Raw genomic sequence first — 13,352 nt, forward strand, 5'->3', positions numbered from 1 at the left:
TTCTGCGTGCGGCGGGTCTGCCTGCCGCCACCGGACTCAGAGGAAGATCAGATCAGTGATCCAGTAGACCAGCGCGGCCACCAGTGCCGCGGCCGGCATGGTGATGAACCAGCCGAGCACGATGTTCTTGGCCACTCCCCAGCGCACCGCGCGGACCCGCTTGGTGGCCCCCACACCCATGATCGCCGAGGTGATCACATGGGTGGTGGAGATCGGCGCCTTGAAGACGTACGACGTGATGTACATGATCGTCGCCGCGGTGCTCTCGGCGGCGAAGCCCTGCGGCGGGTCCAGCTCGATGATCTTGCGGCCCAGGGTCCGCATGATCCGCCAGCCGCCCGCGTAGGTGCCCAGCGAGAGCATCGTGGCGCAGGAGATCTTGACCCAGATCGGGATCGCGTTGCCGCTCTGGTGCCCCGCGATGGTGAGCGCCAGCACCACGACGCCCATGGTCTTCTGGGCGTCCTGCAGGCCGTGGGCCAGCGCCATGGCGGCGGCCGAAGCGGTCTGCGCGACCCGGAAGTTGCGCTTGGCCTTGTGCGGGTTGGCCCGCCGGAAGATCCACAGGATCGCCAGCATCACCAGGTAGCCGGCCACCAGGCCGACGATCGGCGAGACGATCATCGGGATGATGATCTTGTCGAGGACGCCGCTCCAGATCACCCCGGTGCCACCGGCCAGCGCCGCCCCGACCATGCCGCCGAAGAGCGCGTGCGAGGAGGAGGAGGGCAGGCCGAAGTACCAGGTCGTCAGGTTCCAGGCGATCGCGCCGACCAGGGCGCCGAAGAGGATGGCCATCCCCTGGCTGCCGGTCGGTGTGTCGATGATCCCCTTGGAGACGGTGTTGGCCACGCCGCTGCCGAGGAAGGCGCCAGCCAGGTTCATCACGGCCGCCATCGCCAGCGCGGCCTTGGGGGTCAGCGCCCGGGTGGAGACCGAGGTGGCGATGGCGTTCGCCGAGTCGTGGAACCCGTTGGTGTACGTGAAGAAGAAGGCCACGCCGAGGACGACGATGAGTGCTGCCGTGTCCACGCGGTCAGGACTCCTTGACGGCGATGGTCTCCACCGTGTTGGCGACATGCTCGAACGCGTCGGCCGCCTCTTCGAGGACGTCCACCACCTGCTTCAGCTTCAGCACCTCGATCGCCTCGTACTGACCGCTGAACAGGTGGGCGAGCAGCTTGCGGTGGATCTGGTCGGCCTGGTTCTCCAGCCGGTTGATCTCGATCCAGTACTCGTTCAGGCCCGACATGCTGCGCAGGTTGGGCATCGCCTCGGCGGTCAGCTCCGCGGCCCGGGCCAGCACCTCGATCTGCTGCTCGACGCCCTTGGGCAGGGTCTGGATGTCGTAGAGGACGACCAGGTCGACGGCCTCCTCCATGAAGTCCATGATGTCGTCCAGCGACGAGGCCAGGTTGTAGATGTCCTCACGGTCGAACGGCGTGATGAAGGAGGAGTTGAGCTGGTGGAAGACCGCATGGGTGGTGTCATCGCCCGCGTGTTCGGCGGCGCGCATGCGCTCGACGATCTCCGCTCTGGCTGACACGTCTGAGCCCAGCAGTTCCAGCAGGAGCTTCGATCCGACGACCAGGTTCTCCGCCGCGGCGGCGAACATGTCGTAGAAGCTCGTCTCCTTCGGGGTCAGGCTAAAACGCACGGAAATCTCCGATGTGCGGGGTACGGACTGAACGATGCTAGGTGCTCGGCGTCAGGATGACGCAAACGGGGTCCGGGAGCGGGGAGTGCAGCCCAGTCTGACGGAACCTCGGGCGGAATACCCCGGTTGTGCACCCGGTACTCCCTGCGAGCCGCTCAGACGGGGTAACAGCGCGGCGGCGTCCGGTGCGCGACACTTGACCCGCGGGACCGGAGCGACCAGCGGCGGTCGGCCGCGCGACGAGGACGAGAACGGGGCAGGCCGATGACCACCGAGACCACCGACAGCGCCGGGGCGGCGGCGGGCGGCGTCGAGGCCGCGGCGCAGCACGGGCCGCACGGTTACAGCTCGCACAAGGCCGACCACCTCAAGCGGTTGCGGCGGATCGAGGGCCAGGTCCGCGGCCTGCAGCGGATGGTCGAGGAGGACGTCTACTGCATCGACATCCTCACCCAGGTCTCGGCGGGCACCAAGGCGCTGCAGTCCTTCGCGCTGGCGCTGCTGGAGGAGCACATCAAGCACTGCGTGGCGGCCGCCGTCGAGGAGGGCGGGCCGACGATGGACGAGAAGGTCGCGGAGGCGATGGCGGCGATCAGCCGGCTGCTGCGGACCTGACGCGCGGCGAGCCGACCCCGGTCTGCCGTCAGCGGCCTCGTGCTGACGTCAGGCCACCGCGCTGGTGGCCTCGTCGTCCGGCTCCTGGCCGCTGAGCAGCACCTCGTCGATCCGGGCGGTCGGCAGCCGCTCGTCGGCGCTGGCGGTGGCGGCGATCATCAGCTCACCGGCCAGGTCGATCTCGTCGAGGGCGGCGCTGTCGTGGCCGACCGTTCGGTCCCTGGAGGACGACACCCTGCACCACCCCTTCAGCGCCTGCACACCGGGGCGGCAGTTACCCGTTTCCCAGCCTAGGGACTGCCGAGCCCGGCCACATGGCACGGACGGGCCATCTCTGGCACCGAAACGGGTGGCTGGACAACCGCCGCCCGCCGCCCGATCGACCGTTCGGTCGATCGGGCGTCATCTTCCGGGGCGTCACTTCAGCGGACTGGGACTGCCGGAGTCCTGCATCTGGTAGACGTCGGCGGCGGCCGGCTCGGCCACCTCCACCGGCTTGCCGAAGGCGTTCAGCGTCACCGTTGAGGTGACCTTGACCTGGTCCTTGGCCTCCTTGGAGCCGGCCACCCCGGCGAAGGTGAAGACCTCGGTCACCTTGTTCAGCCGACCCTGCGCGTCCAGCCACACGTCGAACGGGACGTCCTTGACCGTGAAGGTGCTGGCGGCCATCCGCAGCCCGTACGCGCTCTCGCCGCCGGTGGCGTCCGCGGCCTTGGCCAGGTCCAGGGTGCCCCGGTAGTGCTTGACGGCCACGCCGTCCAGCGTCTCGGCGCCCACCAGCTGCGCCTGCTGCGCGCCGCGCAGCGCGCCGGCGGCGCTCGCCGGGTCGGTGGCGCCGTTGCTGATCAGGTTGCCGTCGGCCAGCTGGCGGACGTCGAGGCGCACCCACTTGCCGGCGGGCACCTTGGCGCCGCTGTTCTGCAGGTAGACGATGCCCGGTTCGAGCACCTCGACGACCTTGCCGGTGGTCGCGGCGCCGGGTGGCACGGCGACCTCCAGCTTGCCCAGGCGCTTGCCGTAGTCGTACGCGCCGCTGCCGGTGAAGGACGCCTTCTTGTCGCCGGACTCGGTGGTCAGCTCGGTGGCGGCGGTCGCCGAACCGGTGCGGCCGGTGATGTCGGCGGCGTTGCGCACCGCAGTCAGCGGGTCGTCGGACAGCTTGTCGGCGGCGGCGCTCTGCGCCCCGGAGCCATCGGCGGAGCTGCCGGAACCGCCCGAGCAGGCGGCCAGTGAGGCGGCCAGCAGCGCGGTTGCGGCCGCTGAGCCGAGGAAACGTGCGCGGCGATGCTGCGACTGAATCATGGTGATCTCAAACCCCCTCGGGCCGGCTGCCCGGCCAGCCGTCGCCCCCGCTGGGCGCAGCCGTCACTTCGAGAACGAGCGCTGGGCCCGGGGGTTACGAGCAGCCCGGCGCACGACGGGCTTCGCGCGCCGGGGGTCGCGCGCGTTACCGTGAGCCACGTGACCTCGGAGCTGAAGTCCTTGCCCGATCCCCCTGCCGAACGACAGCCCGCGCATCAGGTGGAGGTCACCGAACGCGGGTCCTTCGCCAGCGCCGTGTGCGGGTGCGGCTGGTACGCGCCGGCCCGGCGCTCGCGTGACATGGCCCGGCGGGACGCGGCCGGGCACGTGGCGGACCCGGGCCGCTAGCCGGCCGCTTCGGTTCAGGCGGCCAGATCGGAGTCGGGCGTTCGCTCCGCCGCCGGCTCGGCGGTCGCGCCGCGCCGACGCCGTCCGCTGGGCCGGTCGGAGCCACTGCGGTCGGCAATGATCAGCGGCGCCACCGCCGTACGGGTCAGCGCGTGGCAGAGCGGGACCAGCACCGCCATCGCGATCGGCGCGAGCAGCAGCACCACCGCCGTCGCCAGCGCGTAGCCGCCGATCACGTCGGTCGGGTAGTGCACGCCCATGAACAGCCGGCAGAAGCCCTGCAGCAGGGCCAGGCACCCGGCGGCCCAGCCGAGCCGGCGGTTGACCAGGAAGAGCGCCACCGCGAAGCCCATCGACATCGTCGCGTGGTCGCTGACGAAGGAGTGCGTACCGGCCTTGCCGGACACCAGGACGTCCAGGCCCGGGTGGTTCACGAAGGGGCGCGGCCGGTCCACGATCGAGGCGATCGGGAGGTTGGCGAGCTCGGCGAGGGCGACCGAGATCGGGGCCCAGAGGACGCCGGCCACCGCCACCGGGGCGTTCGGCCGGCGGCGGGCGATCAGCCAGCCGAGCACGCAGAGCGCCAGCAGGCCGAGCAGGATGCCGTACTCGCCGATCCAGGAGACCAGCGAGTCCAGCTGGGGCGGGGCCTCTCTGGCCCAGCCGTTGACGGTGTAGAGCAGGTCGAGGTCGGGGTTACCGGTGTCGGCCAACAGCGTCGACACGCCGTACCTCCTGGGATCTGCCGTCTGATCAGCTCGTTCGTCCGCCATGTGGTCCGCGGGGCAGACCGGAGGGGCTGCCGCAGGTCAGAACGTCACAGGCGAGGCACAGCGTTCCACGAGAACCGGCTGTTATGGAAACTTGACTGGGTGCGCACAAATCTGTCACGCCGTCAGGACTGGCTGCCGGGAACCGAGCCGCCGGTGATCGATCCGTTGCTGCCCCGCACCGGCAGTGCCGCGGCGCCGTCCTGGGTGACCCGGGTGGCTCCGATGTAGTCCGGCTGGTCGATCTTGTCGTAGCGGATCACCGCGCCGGTGTGCGGCGCGTTGATCATGTAGCCGCCGCCGACGTAGATGCCCACGTGGTGGATGGTGCGCGGATCGTTGAGGTTGGTGGCGAAGAAGACCAGGTCGCCCGGGCGCAGTTGGTCGCGCGAGGGGTGCTGCCCGGCGTACCACTGGTCGTTGGCGACCCGGGGGAGGGTGATGCCCACCGAGGCGTATGCCGCCTGGGTCAGGCCCGAGCAGTCGAACTGGCCGCCCTGCGAGGCCAGTCCCTCGCCGCCCCACAGGTAGGGGGTGCCCAACTTGGTCTGGGCGAAGTAGATCGCGCCGGAGGCCTGCGCCGAGACGGCGACCGCGCTGACGGGCGCGGCGAAGCTCTGGGTCAGTGAGGTGATCGAGCGGACGTAGCCCTGGGTCTCCTGGTACGCGGGCACGCCCTGGGCGCTGATCACCGCGTACGGACCGGCGTTGTAGGCGGCCAGCAGGTTGGCCTGCGGGTCGCCGGGGACGCCCGCGGTGTCCCGGGCGAGGGCGCAGTCGTAGGTCGCGGCGGAGGGGATCGCGTCGGCCGGGTCCCAGATGTCCTTCTTGCCGTCGCCGTTGCCGTCCACCCCGTACGTCGCCCAGGTGGCCGGCATGAACTGGGCGATCCCCAGCGCGCCGACAGGGCTGCGGGCTGACGGATCGAAACCGCTCTCCTGATAGAGCTGTGCGGCGAGCATCGGAGGGGAGATCTGCGGGCACAGCGTGCCCCACTGCTGAATCAGGCCCTGGTAGGCAGCCGGAACAGTGCCGGGGGCGAGCGCGACTCCCGTGCCGCCGCTCTGGACGGCGCCGCTCGCGGCGTACGTGCCGACGCCGATCAGGCCGACGAGGGCGAATGCAACCGCCCCCGCAGCAGCCGCCGCCGTCAGGCCTTTCCGGAGTACCATCAGCACCATCCCGATGCAGTGTCAGAGACCCTGTGCCCCAAGGGCACGGCCCCCGGCACGCCGGGGTACGCATATGCCCCCCGCATGCGCCGGATCGATCGGCCGACACCCCCACCAGTCTGCTGGAAGGCGTTGCCCAGCGCAATCATCGGAGATACAAAGAGTCAGAGCTATCCTTCGTACGGTGGACATCCTGGTGTACGGGGCCGATGCTTCACGACCAATCCACGAGAAGTAGCCAAGTCGACATCAGATCTGGCCAAGAATGGGTCCCAGCCCTTCGCGTGACCCCGGTGGGGGGCCTTGAATTTGCCTGATCGGGCGGTGAGACAGGAATGCACTTGAGCAACGTAGCGAGCAGTGTGAGCAGCATGCTGAGCGGCCATGCCAACGGCTACCTGGCCGATACCCCGCCCGCCAAGGGCAATATCAACACCATTATCGGTGGGATCGCGCCGGATTGGGGGCCTTTCTCCACCCTCGGGTCGGAGGCCCGGGTCATGGTCGAGGTCATCATGGCGGTCGCCATCCTGGCCTGTCTGGCCATCGCGGTCTGGGGGGCCGCCAAGCAGCGGATCGGCGCCACCGCGATGCGTGACACCTTCAGCGCCGAACAGGGCAAGGGGCTGATCGTCGCCGGGCTGACCGGCGTGTTCATCATCGGATCACTGGGCACCCTGTTCACCATTGTTTACGGCATGGCCATCTGACGATCGGACAGTCAACCCGGCAGCTGCCGGGTCGGCCGCCACCGGGGCGTCCCGGACCCCCCACCCCGGAACCCGTCTCCGGACACCTCACGCCGGAACGCAATCCCGGAGCCCTCCAGCGGCTCCCTGTCCCAGGAGGGCCGCCGTGCCGTTGCCCGACGACCAGCCGCACACCCGTACGCGGCTGCCGGTCGGCGAACAGTCCTCCCCTCAGCCGCCCAGCCGTCAGACCAGGCCGCTGCGCACCCTGCTGACGGTCCTGGTGGTGGTCGCCCTGCTGGTGCTGGCCATCTCCATCGCCAACCGGGGCAAGACTGTCCCGGGCGCCGGTACGGGCACCTCGGGCGACAGCTCCGCGCAGGGCGGCTCCGGCGGTCGGCCCGGCGCAGCGCCGCCCACTGCGCCCAGCGGCGACCAACCCGTCACCGCCACCAGCAACGGGATCGGTGTCGGCTACCCGCACACCGAGCAGGGCGCCCAGTCCGCCGCCGCCAACTACGCCGTCGCGCTGGGCGGAGCGGACATGTTCCGCGCCGACGGCCGACACGCGATACTGGCCGCCATCGCCGACCCGTCCGCCGTCGCCACCCTGCAGAGCCGCCTCGACCAAGCCCTCACCCCCGACGCCCTGGCCGGCTACGGCCTCGACCCGCAGGGCCGGGCCCCCAGCGGGCTGACCTTCGTCAGCCGGGCCACCCCGGTGGGCACCAAGACGTCCGGCTACACCGCGGACTCCACCCAGGCGATGGTCTGGTGCGTGGGCCTGGGCGGCCTGGCCGGGACGTCCTCCACCAAGCCGGTCACCGCGAACTGGTACACCGTCACGCTCACCCTGCACTGGACGGGCAACGACTGGAAGCTCACCGACTTCAACCGCCAGTCCGGCCCCGCCCCGGTCCCTGCCGACCAGCAGGCGGCCAACGCCGAGGAGATCACCGGCGCCGTCCAGCAATTCGGAGGCTTCCGCTATGCCCGCTGACGGCGAGGGGCGCAACGCCCGCCCGTTCCTGCGCTCCGCCGGCACGCTGGCGTGGGCGATGTCGATGGTGCAACTGGCCGCCCTCCTGACCGCCCAAGCCGCCTTCGCCACCGGTCCGAGCCCGGCACCGAGCGCAAGCCCCTCCGGGTCCTCCAATACCTGTGACTTCCCGCTCCCCGGCGCGGGAACTGTCTGCGGATCACCTACTGGCGGCACCATCCTCCCCGGCTCCACCAACTCCGTCACCGATCCCTTGGGCTCGCTCGCCAAGGGCTGCGCGCAGGCCGCCGCGTGGCTGGTGCGCAAGCTGTCCAGCGCCATCGACGGCACCACCCAGGTGGACTTCACCAACTCCGCCTTCCTGCAGCAGTACGCCGTCGTCTTCGCCGGCTCCACCGTGGTCACCCTGGTCCTCTGGCTGCTCGCCGTCACCAAGCGCGCCGTGCGCGGCGCGCCGCTGACCCAGGCGATCTCCGAGGCGATCGGCTTCCTGTGGCTGACCGTGGTGGCCTCCGCCTTCACGCCGCTGATCCTCTACACCGTGGTCAGCGCCACCGACGGTCTGACCACCGCGATCGCGGCGGGTACCAAGTCCGATACGGGCACCTACCTGGGTGGTTTCGCCGACACCCTGCAGAACGGCTCGCTCGGTGGCGGTCCGCTGATCCTGATCATCGTCTCGCTGGTGGCGGTGCTGGCCGCCGCCGTGCTCTGGATCGAGCTGCTGATCCGCGCCGCGATGCTCTACGTCGGCGCGCTGCTCGGTACGGCGGTCTACGCCGGCCTGGTGGACAAGCAGCTGTGGAAGCACGTGCGCCGCTGGGCCGGCCTGATGGCCGCGGTCGACCTCGCCAAACCGGTGATCGTGATCATCCTTGGGCTGGCCGGCGCGGTGGCCTCCGGGGCCGGCGCCTCGGACGACTTCTCCAAGGTGCTCTCCGGCCTTGCCATCCTCTTCCTCTCGATCTTCGCCAGCGGCGCGATCTACCGCTTCGTCCCCGGTTTCGGCGACGAGATGCTGCACATGCGCCAGGCCCGGGCCAGCGCGGTCTCCGCGGGCTCGGCGATGATCAACGGCCCGGCGAACCTGGTCAAGCAGGGCATCTCCGCGCACGGTTCGCGCGGTGGCCCGGACGGCGCCAGCGGCGGTGGCGGGGGCGGCGCGGGTGGCGGCTCGGCCGCCGCCGGCATCGCGGCCCACGCCTCCCGTACCCCGGCTCCGCCCGCGAGCCCGGCCGCGCCCGCGGCACAGAACCCAGCGAAGGGAGGGTGACGCACCATGAGCAGCGAACCGCTGGGACAGTACGGGGGGCAGTACGCCCAGAGTTACGTCCATCAGCGCCGCACCTATCTGATCGGCAAGGCCCGCCCCAACGCGCCGATCGGGCGCAACCGGGAGTCCGGGGAGATCGTGCTGATCATCTTCGGCGCCTTCCTGGGGATGCTCTGGGGCCTGCTGATCCCGATCCTGTCGCTGCGGATCGTGGGCCTGGTCGGCCTGCCGCTGCTGGCGATCGCGGCCGTCTACATCCCCTACCGCCGCCGGACCTTCTACAAGTGGGTGGAGATCAACCGCACCTACCGGCGGACGGTGCGCAGCGGTCGTGCGGTCTGGCAGTCCGCCGCGATGGACTCCGGCACCCGCTTCGACGGTCAGGAGATCGAGGTCGGCCCGCCGCCCGGCGTCGGCCGGCTGCGCTGGCTGAGCGCGCCCTTCGGCCCGGACGAGGTCGCCGTGCTGATGCACCTGGAGCGCCGCACCGTCACCGCCGCGATCGAGATCGAGGGCCCGGGCGTGGGTCTGCGCGATTCGGAGGACCAGGAGGCGCTGGTCGACCGGTTCGGCACGCTGCTCAAGCATGTCGCCAACGGTGACGGCTTCGTGACCCGGCTGCAGATCCTGGCCCGTACGCTGCCCGCCGACCCGGACGCGCACGCCAAGGATGTCGAGCGGCGCGGCGACCACGACGCCCCGCGCTGGCTGCAGGACTCCTACGACCAGTTGCAGTCGATGGTCTCCACCTCCTCCGAGCAGCACCGCGCCTACCTGGTCGCCTGCATGCAGTACAACCGCGAGCTGGCCGCCGAGGCGCACGCGATGGGTCGTACCGCCACTGGCCAGCGGGCTCGTGACGACGACGGTCTGGCCGCCGTGATGGCCCGCGAACTGACCGACATCTGCGCCCGGTTGGCCGAGGCGGACATCCGGGTCCGGCAGCCGCTCGGGCAGGCCAGGCTCTCCTCGCTGCTGCACTCGATGTACGACCCGGACCACCCGATCGACCACCTCCAGGCGATGTCCCGGCGCAACGCGTGGCCGGCCGAGCTGGACGCCACCCACCCGCAGTACCTGCAGGCCAAGACCCGCGAGTCGCAGACCCGCGAGCCCTGGTGCCACGCCACCGCCTGGGTCAAGGAGTGGCCGCTCACCCCGGTGGGCGTCAACTTCCTTGCCCCGCTGCTGGTGCACACCCCGGACGTGATCCGCACGGTGGCCGTGACGATGGACCTGGAGCCCACCGACGTCGCCATCGAGCGGATGCTCACCGAGAAGACCAATGACGAGGCGGAGGCCAGCCGCGCCGCCAAGATGAACCGCACGGTCGACCCGCGCGACCTGGCCCACACCGGCCGGGTCGACCAGCGCGGTGACGACCTCGCCTCCGGCGCCGCCGGGGTGAACCTGGTCGGCTACATCACGGTCTCCTCGCGCAATCCCGAGGCGCTGGCCCGCGACAAGCGGACCATCCGCGCCTCGGCGGGCAAGAGTTACCTCAAGCTGGAGTGGTGCGACCGCGAGCACCACCGGGCGTTCGTCAACACCCTCCCGTTCGCCACCGGCATCCGCCGCTGACCTCAGGGGTCCCGATGCCCTCTCCGCTCAACTCCCTCACCGACTCCTTCACCAGCCTGATGTTCGGCAAGGTGGAGACCTCCCGGCTGCCGGTGCGCACCTCGACCGGGCAGGCCCAGGCGGTCTACCTGCCCACCGCCGCACCGGGGTTGGGCGACTCCGGGGTGATCATCGGCCGCGAGGTCTACAGCGGCAAGGGGTATGTCTACGACCCTTTCCAGCTGTACGGGCAGCAGCTGCCGGCCCCGCACTGGCTGGTCCTCGGCGAGTCCGGCAACGGCAAGTCGGCGCTCGAAAAGACCTATGTGCTCCGCCAGTTGAGGTTCCGCGACCGCCAGGTGGTGGTGCTCGACGCGCAGGGCGAGGACGGCGTGGGCGAGTGGAACCTGATCGCCAACGCACTGGGCATAAAGTCCATCCGGCTGGACCCGATGGCCGCCCGGGACGGCGGCGTCAAGCTCAACCCGCTGGACCCGGCGATCACCACCACCGGGCAGCTCTCGCTGCTGCGCACCATCATCGAGGTCGCGATGGGGCGCGGCCTGGAGGAGCGGGCCGGGTTCGCGCTGAAGGCCGCGCACGCCCACGTCCGGGCCACGGTGACGGACCGTCAGCCGATTCTCGGTGACATCATCGACACCCTGCGCAAGCCCGACCTGTCCTCGGTGGAGTCGCTGGGGGTGGCCCCCGCAGACGTCCAGTCCTGGGGCCTGGACGTGGCGTTGGTGCTCGACCGGCTGGTCGACGGCGACCTGCGGGGGATGTTCGACGGGCCGACCAGCATCGGCATCGACCTGGACGCCCCGCTGATCGTCTTCGACCTCTCGCACATCGACCGCAACTCGATCGCGATGCCGATCCTGATGGCGATCGTCGGCGTCTGGCTGGAGCACACCTGGATCCGCCCCGACCGCCGCAAGCGGATCTTCCTGGTGGAGGAGGCCTGGCACATCATCAACAGCCCCTTCGTCGCCCAACTCTTCCAGCGGCTGCTGAAGTTCGGCCGTCGGCTCGGGCTCTCCTTCGTCGCGGTGGTCCACCACCTCTCGGACGTGGTGGACGGCGCGGCGGCCCGGGAGGCCTCGGCGATCCTCAAGATGGCCTCCACCCGCACGATCTACATGCAGAAGGCCGACGAGGCCCGGGCCACCGGCCGGGTGCTCGGCCTGCCGCGCTGGGCGGTGGAGATCATCCCGACCCTGTCGCCCGGCATCGCGGTCTGGGACGTCAACGGCAACGTCCAGGTGGTCAAGCACATCATCACCGAGGCGGAGCGCCCGCTGGTCTACACCGACCGCGCGATGACCGAGGACGCGGTGGCCGAACGCGTCCGCGCCGAGCGGCAGTTGGAGGCGGAGCCCGGGGTCTGACCGGCCTGGGGCGACCGGGGTGACTAGGGCAGCTCGGGCAACCTCGTCGGCCCGGGCTTGGGCGGCTCCGGCGGCTGTGGGCTGCCGGGCAGGCGGACGGTGGCCAGCGTTCCCGGGCCGCCGTCCTGGGCGGGGCCGAGCGCGACCTGGCCGCCGGAGTCCTCGACGGTCTGCGCGACGATCGACAACCCCAGCCCGGATCCGGGGAGTTGGCGGGAGGACGGGGAGCGCCAGAAGCGGTCGAAGACATACTGCAGCTCGTCCGTCGGGATGCCAGGACCGTGGTCGCGGACGGTGAGCCGACCGTGCTCCAGCAGCACCTCGATGGCGGCCGCGGGCGGGCTGTACTTCACCGCGTTGTCCAGCAGGTTCATCACCGCCCGCTCCAGCGCGGCCGCGTCGGCGCGTACGTACCAGGGCTTGAGCTCCACCCGGTAAGTCAGCCCCGGGCCACGCAACTTGGCCCGCTCGACGGCCCGTCCGACGATCTCGTGGAACGCCACGGTGGCCACGTTCTGCCCCGGCTTGGGGGAGTCGGGCCGGGAGAGCTGCAGCAGGTCGCCGATCAGCAGGGTCAGCTCCTGCATCTGCGCCTTCATGCTGCCCAGCAGCTTGGTCTTGGTGGCCGGCGGCAGCGGGCGGCCGGTGTCGTCGCTGCGGATCATCAGGTCGACGTTGGTGCGCAGCGAGGTGAGCGGTGTGCGCAGCTCGTGTCCCGCGTCGGCGATCAGACGGGTCTGCCGGTCACGGGAGTTGGCGAGCGCGGTGCTCATCGAGTTGAACGAGCTGGAGAGCCGGGCGATCTCGTCGTTGCCGTGCACCGGGATGGTGGTGCCGACCTCCTCGGTGCGGGCGATGTGCTCGACCACCTCGGTGAGTTCGTGGACCGGCTTGAGAGCCGTCCGGGCGACCACCCGTCCGGTGATCCCGGCGCCGATCGCGCCGACCGCGACCACGCCGAGGAGCAGCAGGGCGAGTTGCTGGAGCGAGTGGTCCACGTCGTTCAGCGGGGAGGCGGTGACCAGGACCCAGTCGGTCTCGTGGGCACGGTCCTGGTAGTGGGTCAGCTTGATCATCGCCGGGTCGCCGTTGGTGTAGCTGCCGACGTGGAAGACGGCCTGGTTCGGCGCCAGGTCCAGCGCCTGGAGGTAGTCGTGCCCGATGGTGATGCCGCGCGGGTTGGTGCCGACCAGCATGCAGACCTGCGAGCCGTCGGCGTTGAGCAGCTCCACGTCCCAGCGGTCGCCCTGGTTGATCGGTGGCCGCTCGGGGAACGCGGCCTCGTACGCGGCGTTCTTGGCCTGGACGGCGCTGACCGCGGCCTGTGGCGTGGTGCCGCAGCCCGCCGCCTGGGTGGTGATGCCGGCCCGGGGCAGCAGGATCTGCACGTTGGACAGGATCTGCCGCTGCAGGTCGTAGAGCTTCTGGTGGACGATGAACCAGGCCGCCACCGAGCAGAGCATGATCGCCACCGCGACCGCCAGGGAGGCCAGGATCGCCAGCCGGCTGCGCAGCGAGCGCCCGTGGTACCAGCGGGACAGCCGGCCCCGGCGGCGTGGTGCGGTGGTGCTCATC

At 70.6% G+C, this 13,352-nt stretch carries 14 protein-coding genes; 7 read left to right on the forward strand and 7 right to left on the reverse strand.

Going from position 1 to position 13,352, the window contains the following annotated elements:
- Positions 1 to 36 precede the first annotated feature (36 nt).
- Both P3T34_RS22225 and P3T34_RS22230 read right to left on the reverse strand, forming a co-directional pair.
- On the reverse strand, positions 37 to 1,032 hold the full coding sequence (locus tag P3T34_RS22225; RefSeq protein ID WP_280667793.1) for an inorganic phosphate transporter: 996 nt from the start codon (positions 1,030 to 1,032) through the stop codon (positions 37 to 39).
- 4 nt (positions 1,033 to 1,036) lie between these two features.
- On the reverse strand, positions 1,037 to 1,657 hold the full coding sequence (locus P3T34_RS22230) for a DUF47 family protein (protein ID WP_280667794.1): 621 nt from the start codon (positions 1,655 to 1,657) through the stop codon (positions 1,037 to 1,039).
- Positions 1,658 to 1,921: 264 nt separating this feature from the next.
- On the opposite strand from P3T34_RS22230, the gene P3T34_RS22235 reads away from it, so the two are divergent.
- On the forward strand, positions 1,922 to 2,272 hold the full coding sequence (locus P3T34_RS22235) for a metal-sensitive transcriptional regulator (RefSeq protein ID WP_280667795.1): 351 nt from the start codon (positions 1,922 to 1,924) through the stop codon (positions 2,270 to 2,272).
- A gap of 48 nt (positions 2,273 to 2,320) precedes the next feature.
- Here P3T34_RS22235 and P3T34_RS22240 read toward each other — a convergent pair whose 3' ends face one another.
- Together P3T34_RS22240 and P3T34_RS22245 are read right to left on the reverse strand one after the other, a co-directional pair.
- Positions 2,321 to 2,506, reverse strand: a complete 186-nt coding sequence (locus P3T34_RS22240) for a hypothetical protein (RefSeq protein WP_280667796.1) — start codon at positions 2,504 to 2,506, stop codon at positions 2,321 to 2,323.
- 183 nt (positions 2,507 to 2,689) lie between these two features.
- Positions 2,690 to 3,574: a hypothetical protein gene (locus P3T34_RS22245; protein WP_280667797.1), complete on the reverse strand. Its 885-nt coding sequence runs from the start codon at positions 3,572 to 3,574 to the stop codon at positions 2,690 to 2,692.
- A gap of 159 nt (positions 3,575 to 3,733) precedes the next feature.
- On the opposite strand from P3T34_RS22245, the gene P3T34_RS22250 reads away from it, so the two are divergent.
- Positions 3,734 to 3,922, forward strand: coding sequence for a hypothetical protein (locus P3T34_RS22250; protein WP_280672677.1), 189 nt, complete (start codon positions 3,734 to 3,736; stop codon positions 3,920 to 3,922).
- Positions 3,923 to 3,936: 14 nt separating this feature from the next.
- Here the strand turns inward: P3T34_RS22250 and P3T34_RS22255 are convergent, their stop codons facing one another.
- Together P3T34_RS22255 and P3T34_RS22260 are read right to left on the reverse strand one after the other, a co-directional pair.
- A complete protein-coding gene (locus P3T34_RS22255) occupies positions 3,937 to 4,647 on the reverse strand; it encodes a phosphatase PAP2 family protein (RefSeq protein WP_280667798.1) in 711 nt (236 codons plus the stop codon).
- Between the two features lie 170 nt (positions 4,648 to 4,817).
- Positions 4,818 to 5,864, reverse strand: a complete 1,047-nt coding sequence (locus P3T34_RS22260) for a bifunctional lytic transglycosylase/C40 family peptidase (protein WP_280667799.1) — start codon at positions 5,862 to 5,864, stop codon at positions 4,818 to 4,820.
- 371 nt (positions 5,865 to 6,235) lie between these two features.
- On the opposite strand from P3T34_RS22260, the gene P3T34_RS22265 reads away from it, so the two are divergent.
- The 5 genes from P3T34_RS22265 (at position 6,236) to P3T34_RS22285 (ending at position 11,777) form a co-directional block, all read left to right on the forward strand.
- Positions 6,236 to 6,574 carry a hypothetical protein gene (locus P3T34_RS22265; protein ID WP_280672285.1) on the forward strand — a complete coding sequence of 113 codons (339 nt, stop codon included), beginning with the start codon at positions 6,236 to 6,238 and terminating at the stop codon, positions 6,572 to 6,574.
- Between the two features lie 145 nt (positions 6,575 to 6,719).
- Entirely contained in the window at positions 6,720 to 7,553 is an 834-nt protein-coding gene (locus P3T34_RS22270) for a hypothetical protein (RefSeq protein WP_280667800.1), read from the forward strand.
- A complete protein-coding gene (locus P3T34_RS22275; protein WP_280667801.1) occupies positions 7,543 to 8,826 on the forward strand; it encodes a hypothetical protein in 1,284 nt (427 codons plus the stop codon). Before P3T34_RS22270 ends, P3T34_RS22275 begins: the two co-directional genes overlap by 11 nt.
- Before the next feature lie 6 nt (positions 8,827 to 8,832).
- On the forward strand, positions 8,833 to 10,407 hold the full coding sequence (locus P3T34_RS22280) for an SCO6880 family protein (RefSeq protein WP_280667802.1): 1,575 nt from the start codon (positions 8,833 to 8,835) through the stop codon (positions 10,405 to 10,407).
- Between the two features lie 14 nt (positions 10,408 to 10,421).
- Positions 10,422 to 11,777 carry an ATP-binding protein gene (locus tag P3T34_RS22285; RefSeq protein ID WP_280667803.1) on the forward strand — a complete coding sequence of 452 codons (1,356 nt, stop codon included), beginning with the start codon at positions 10,422 to 10,424 and terminating at the stop codon, positions 11,775 to 11,777.
- Between the two features lie 23 nt (positions 11,778 to 11,800).
- On the opposite strand, the gene P3T34_RS22290 is transcribed toward P3T34_RS22285, so the two are convergent.
- Entirely contained in the window at positions 11,801 to 13,351 is a 1,551-nt protein-coding gene (locus P3T34_RS22290) for a HAMP domain-containing sensor histidine kinase (protein WP_280667804.1), read from the reverse strand.
- Position 13,352 lies beyond the last annotated feature (1 nt).

This window comes from Kitasatospora sp. MAP12-44, assembly GCF_029892095.1.
In the GTDB taxonomy this organism is placed as follows: Bacteria; Actinomycetota; Actinomycetes; order Streptomycetales; family Streptomycetaceae; genus Kitasatospora.

What these genes read in the sequence shown, in the direction of transcription:
- P3T34_RS22280 (WP_280667802.1), top strand. Translation starts at nt 8,833, where the DNA reads ATGAGCAGCGAACCGCTGGGACAGTACGGGGGGCAGTACGCCCAGAGT.
- P3T34_RS22285 (WP_280667803.1), top strand. Translation starts at nt 10,422, where the DNA reads ATGCCCTCTCCGCTCAACTCCCTCACCGACTCCTTCACCAGCCTGATG.
- P3T34_RS22260 (WP_280667799.1), bottom strand. Translation starts at nt 5,864, where the DNA reads ATGGTACTCCGGAAAGGCCTGACGGCGGCGGCTGCTGCGGGGGCGGTT.
- P3T34_RS22290 (WP_280667804.1), bottom strand. Translation starts at nt 13,351, where the DNA reads ATGAGCACCACCGCACCACGCCGCCGGGGCCGGCTGTCCCGCTGGTAC.
- P3T34_RS22235 (WP_280667795.1), top strand. Translation starts at nt 1,922, where the DNA reads ATGACCACCGAGACCACCGACAGCGCCGGGGCGGCGGCGGGCGGCGTC.
- P3T34_RS22265 (WP_280672285.1), top strand. Translation starts at nt 6,236, where the DNA reads ATGCTGAGCGGCCATGCCAACGGCTACCTGGCCGATACCCCGCCCGCC.
- P3T34_RS22275 (WP_280667801.1), top strand. Translation starts at nt 7,543, where the DNA reads ATGCCCGCTGACGGCGAGGGGCGCAACGCCCGCCCGTTCCTGCGCTCC.
- P3T34_RS22245 (WP_280667797.1), bottom strand. Translation starts at nt 3,574, where the DNA reads ATGATTCAGTCGCAGCATCGCCGCGCACGTTTCCTCGGCTCAGCGGCC.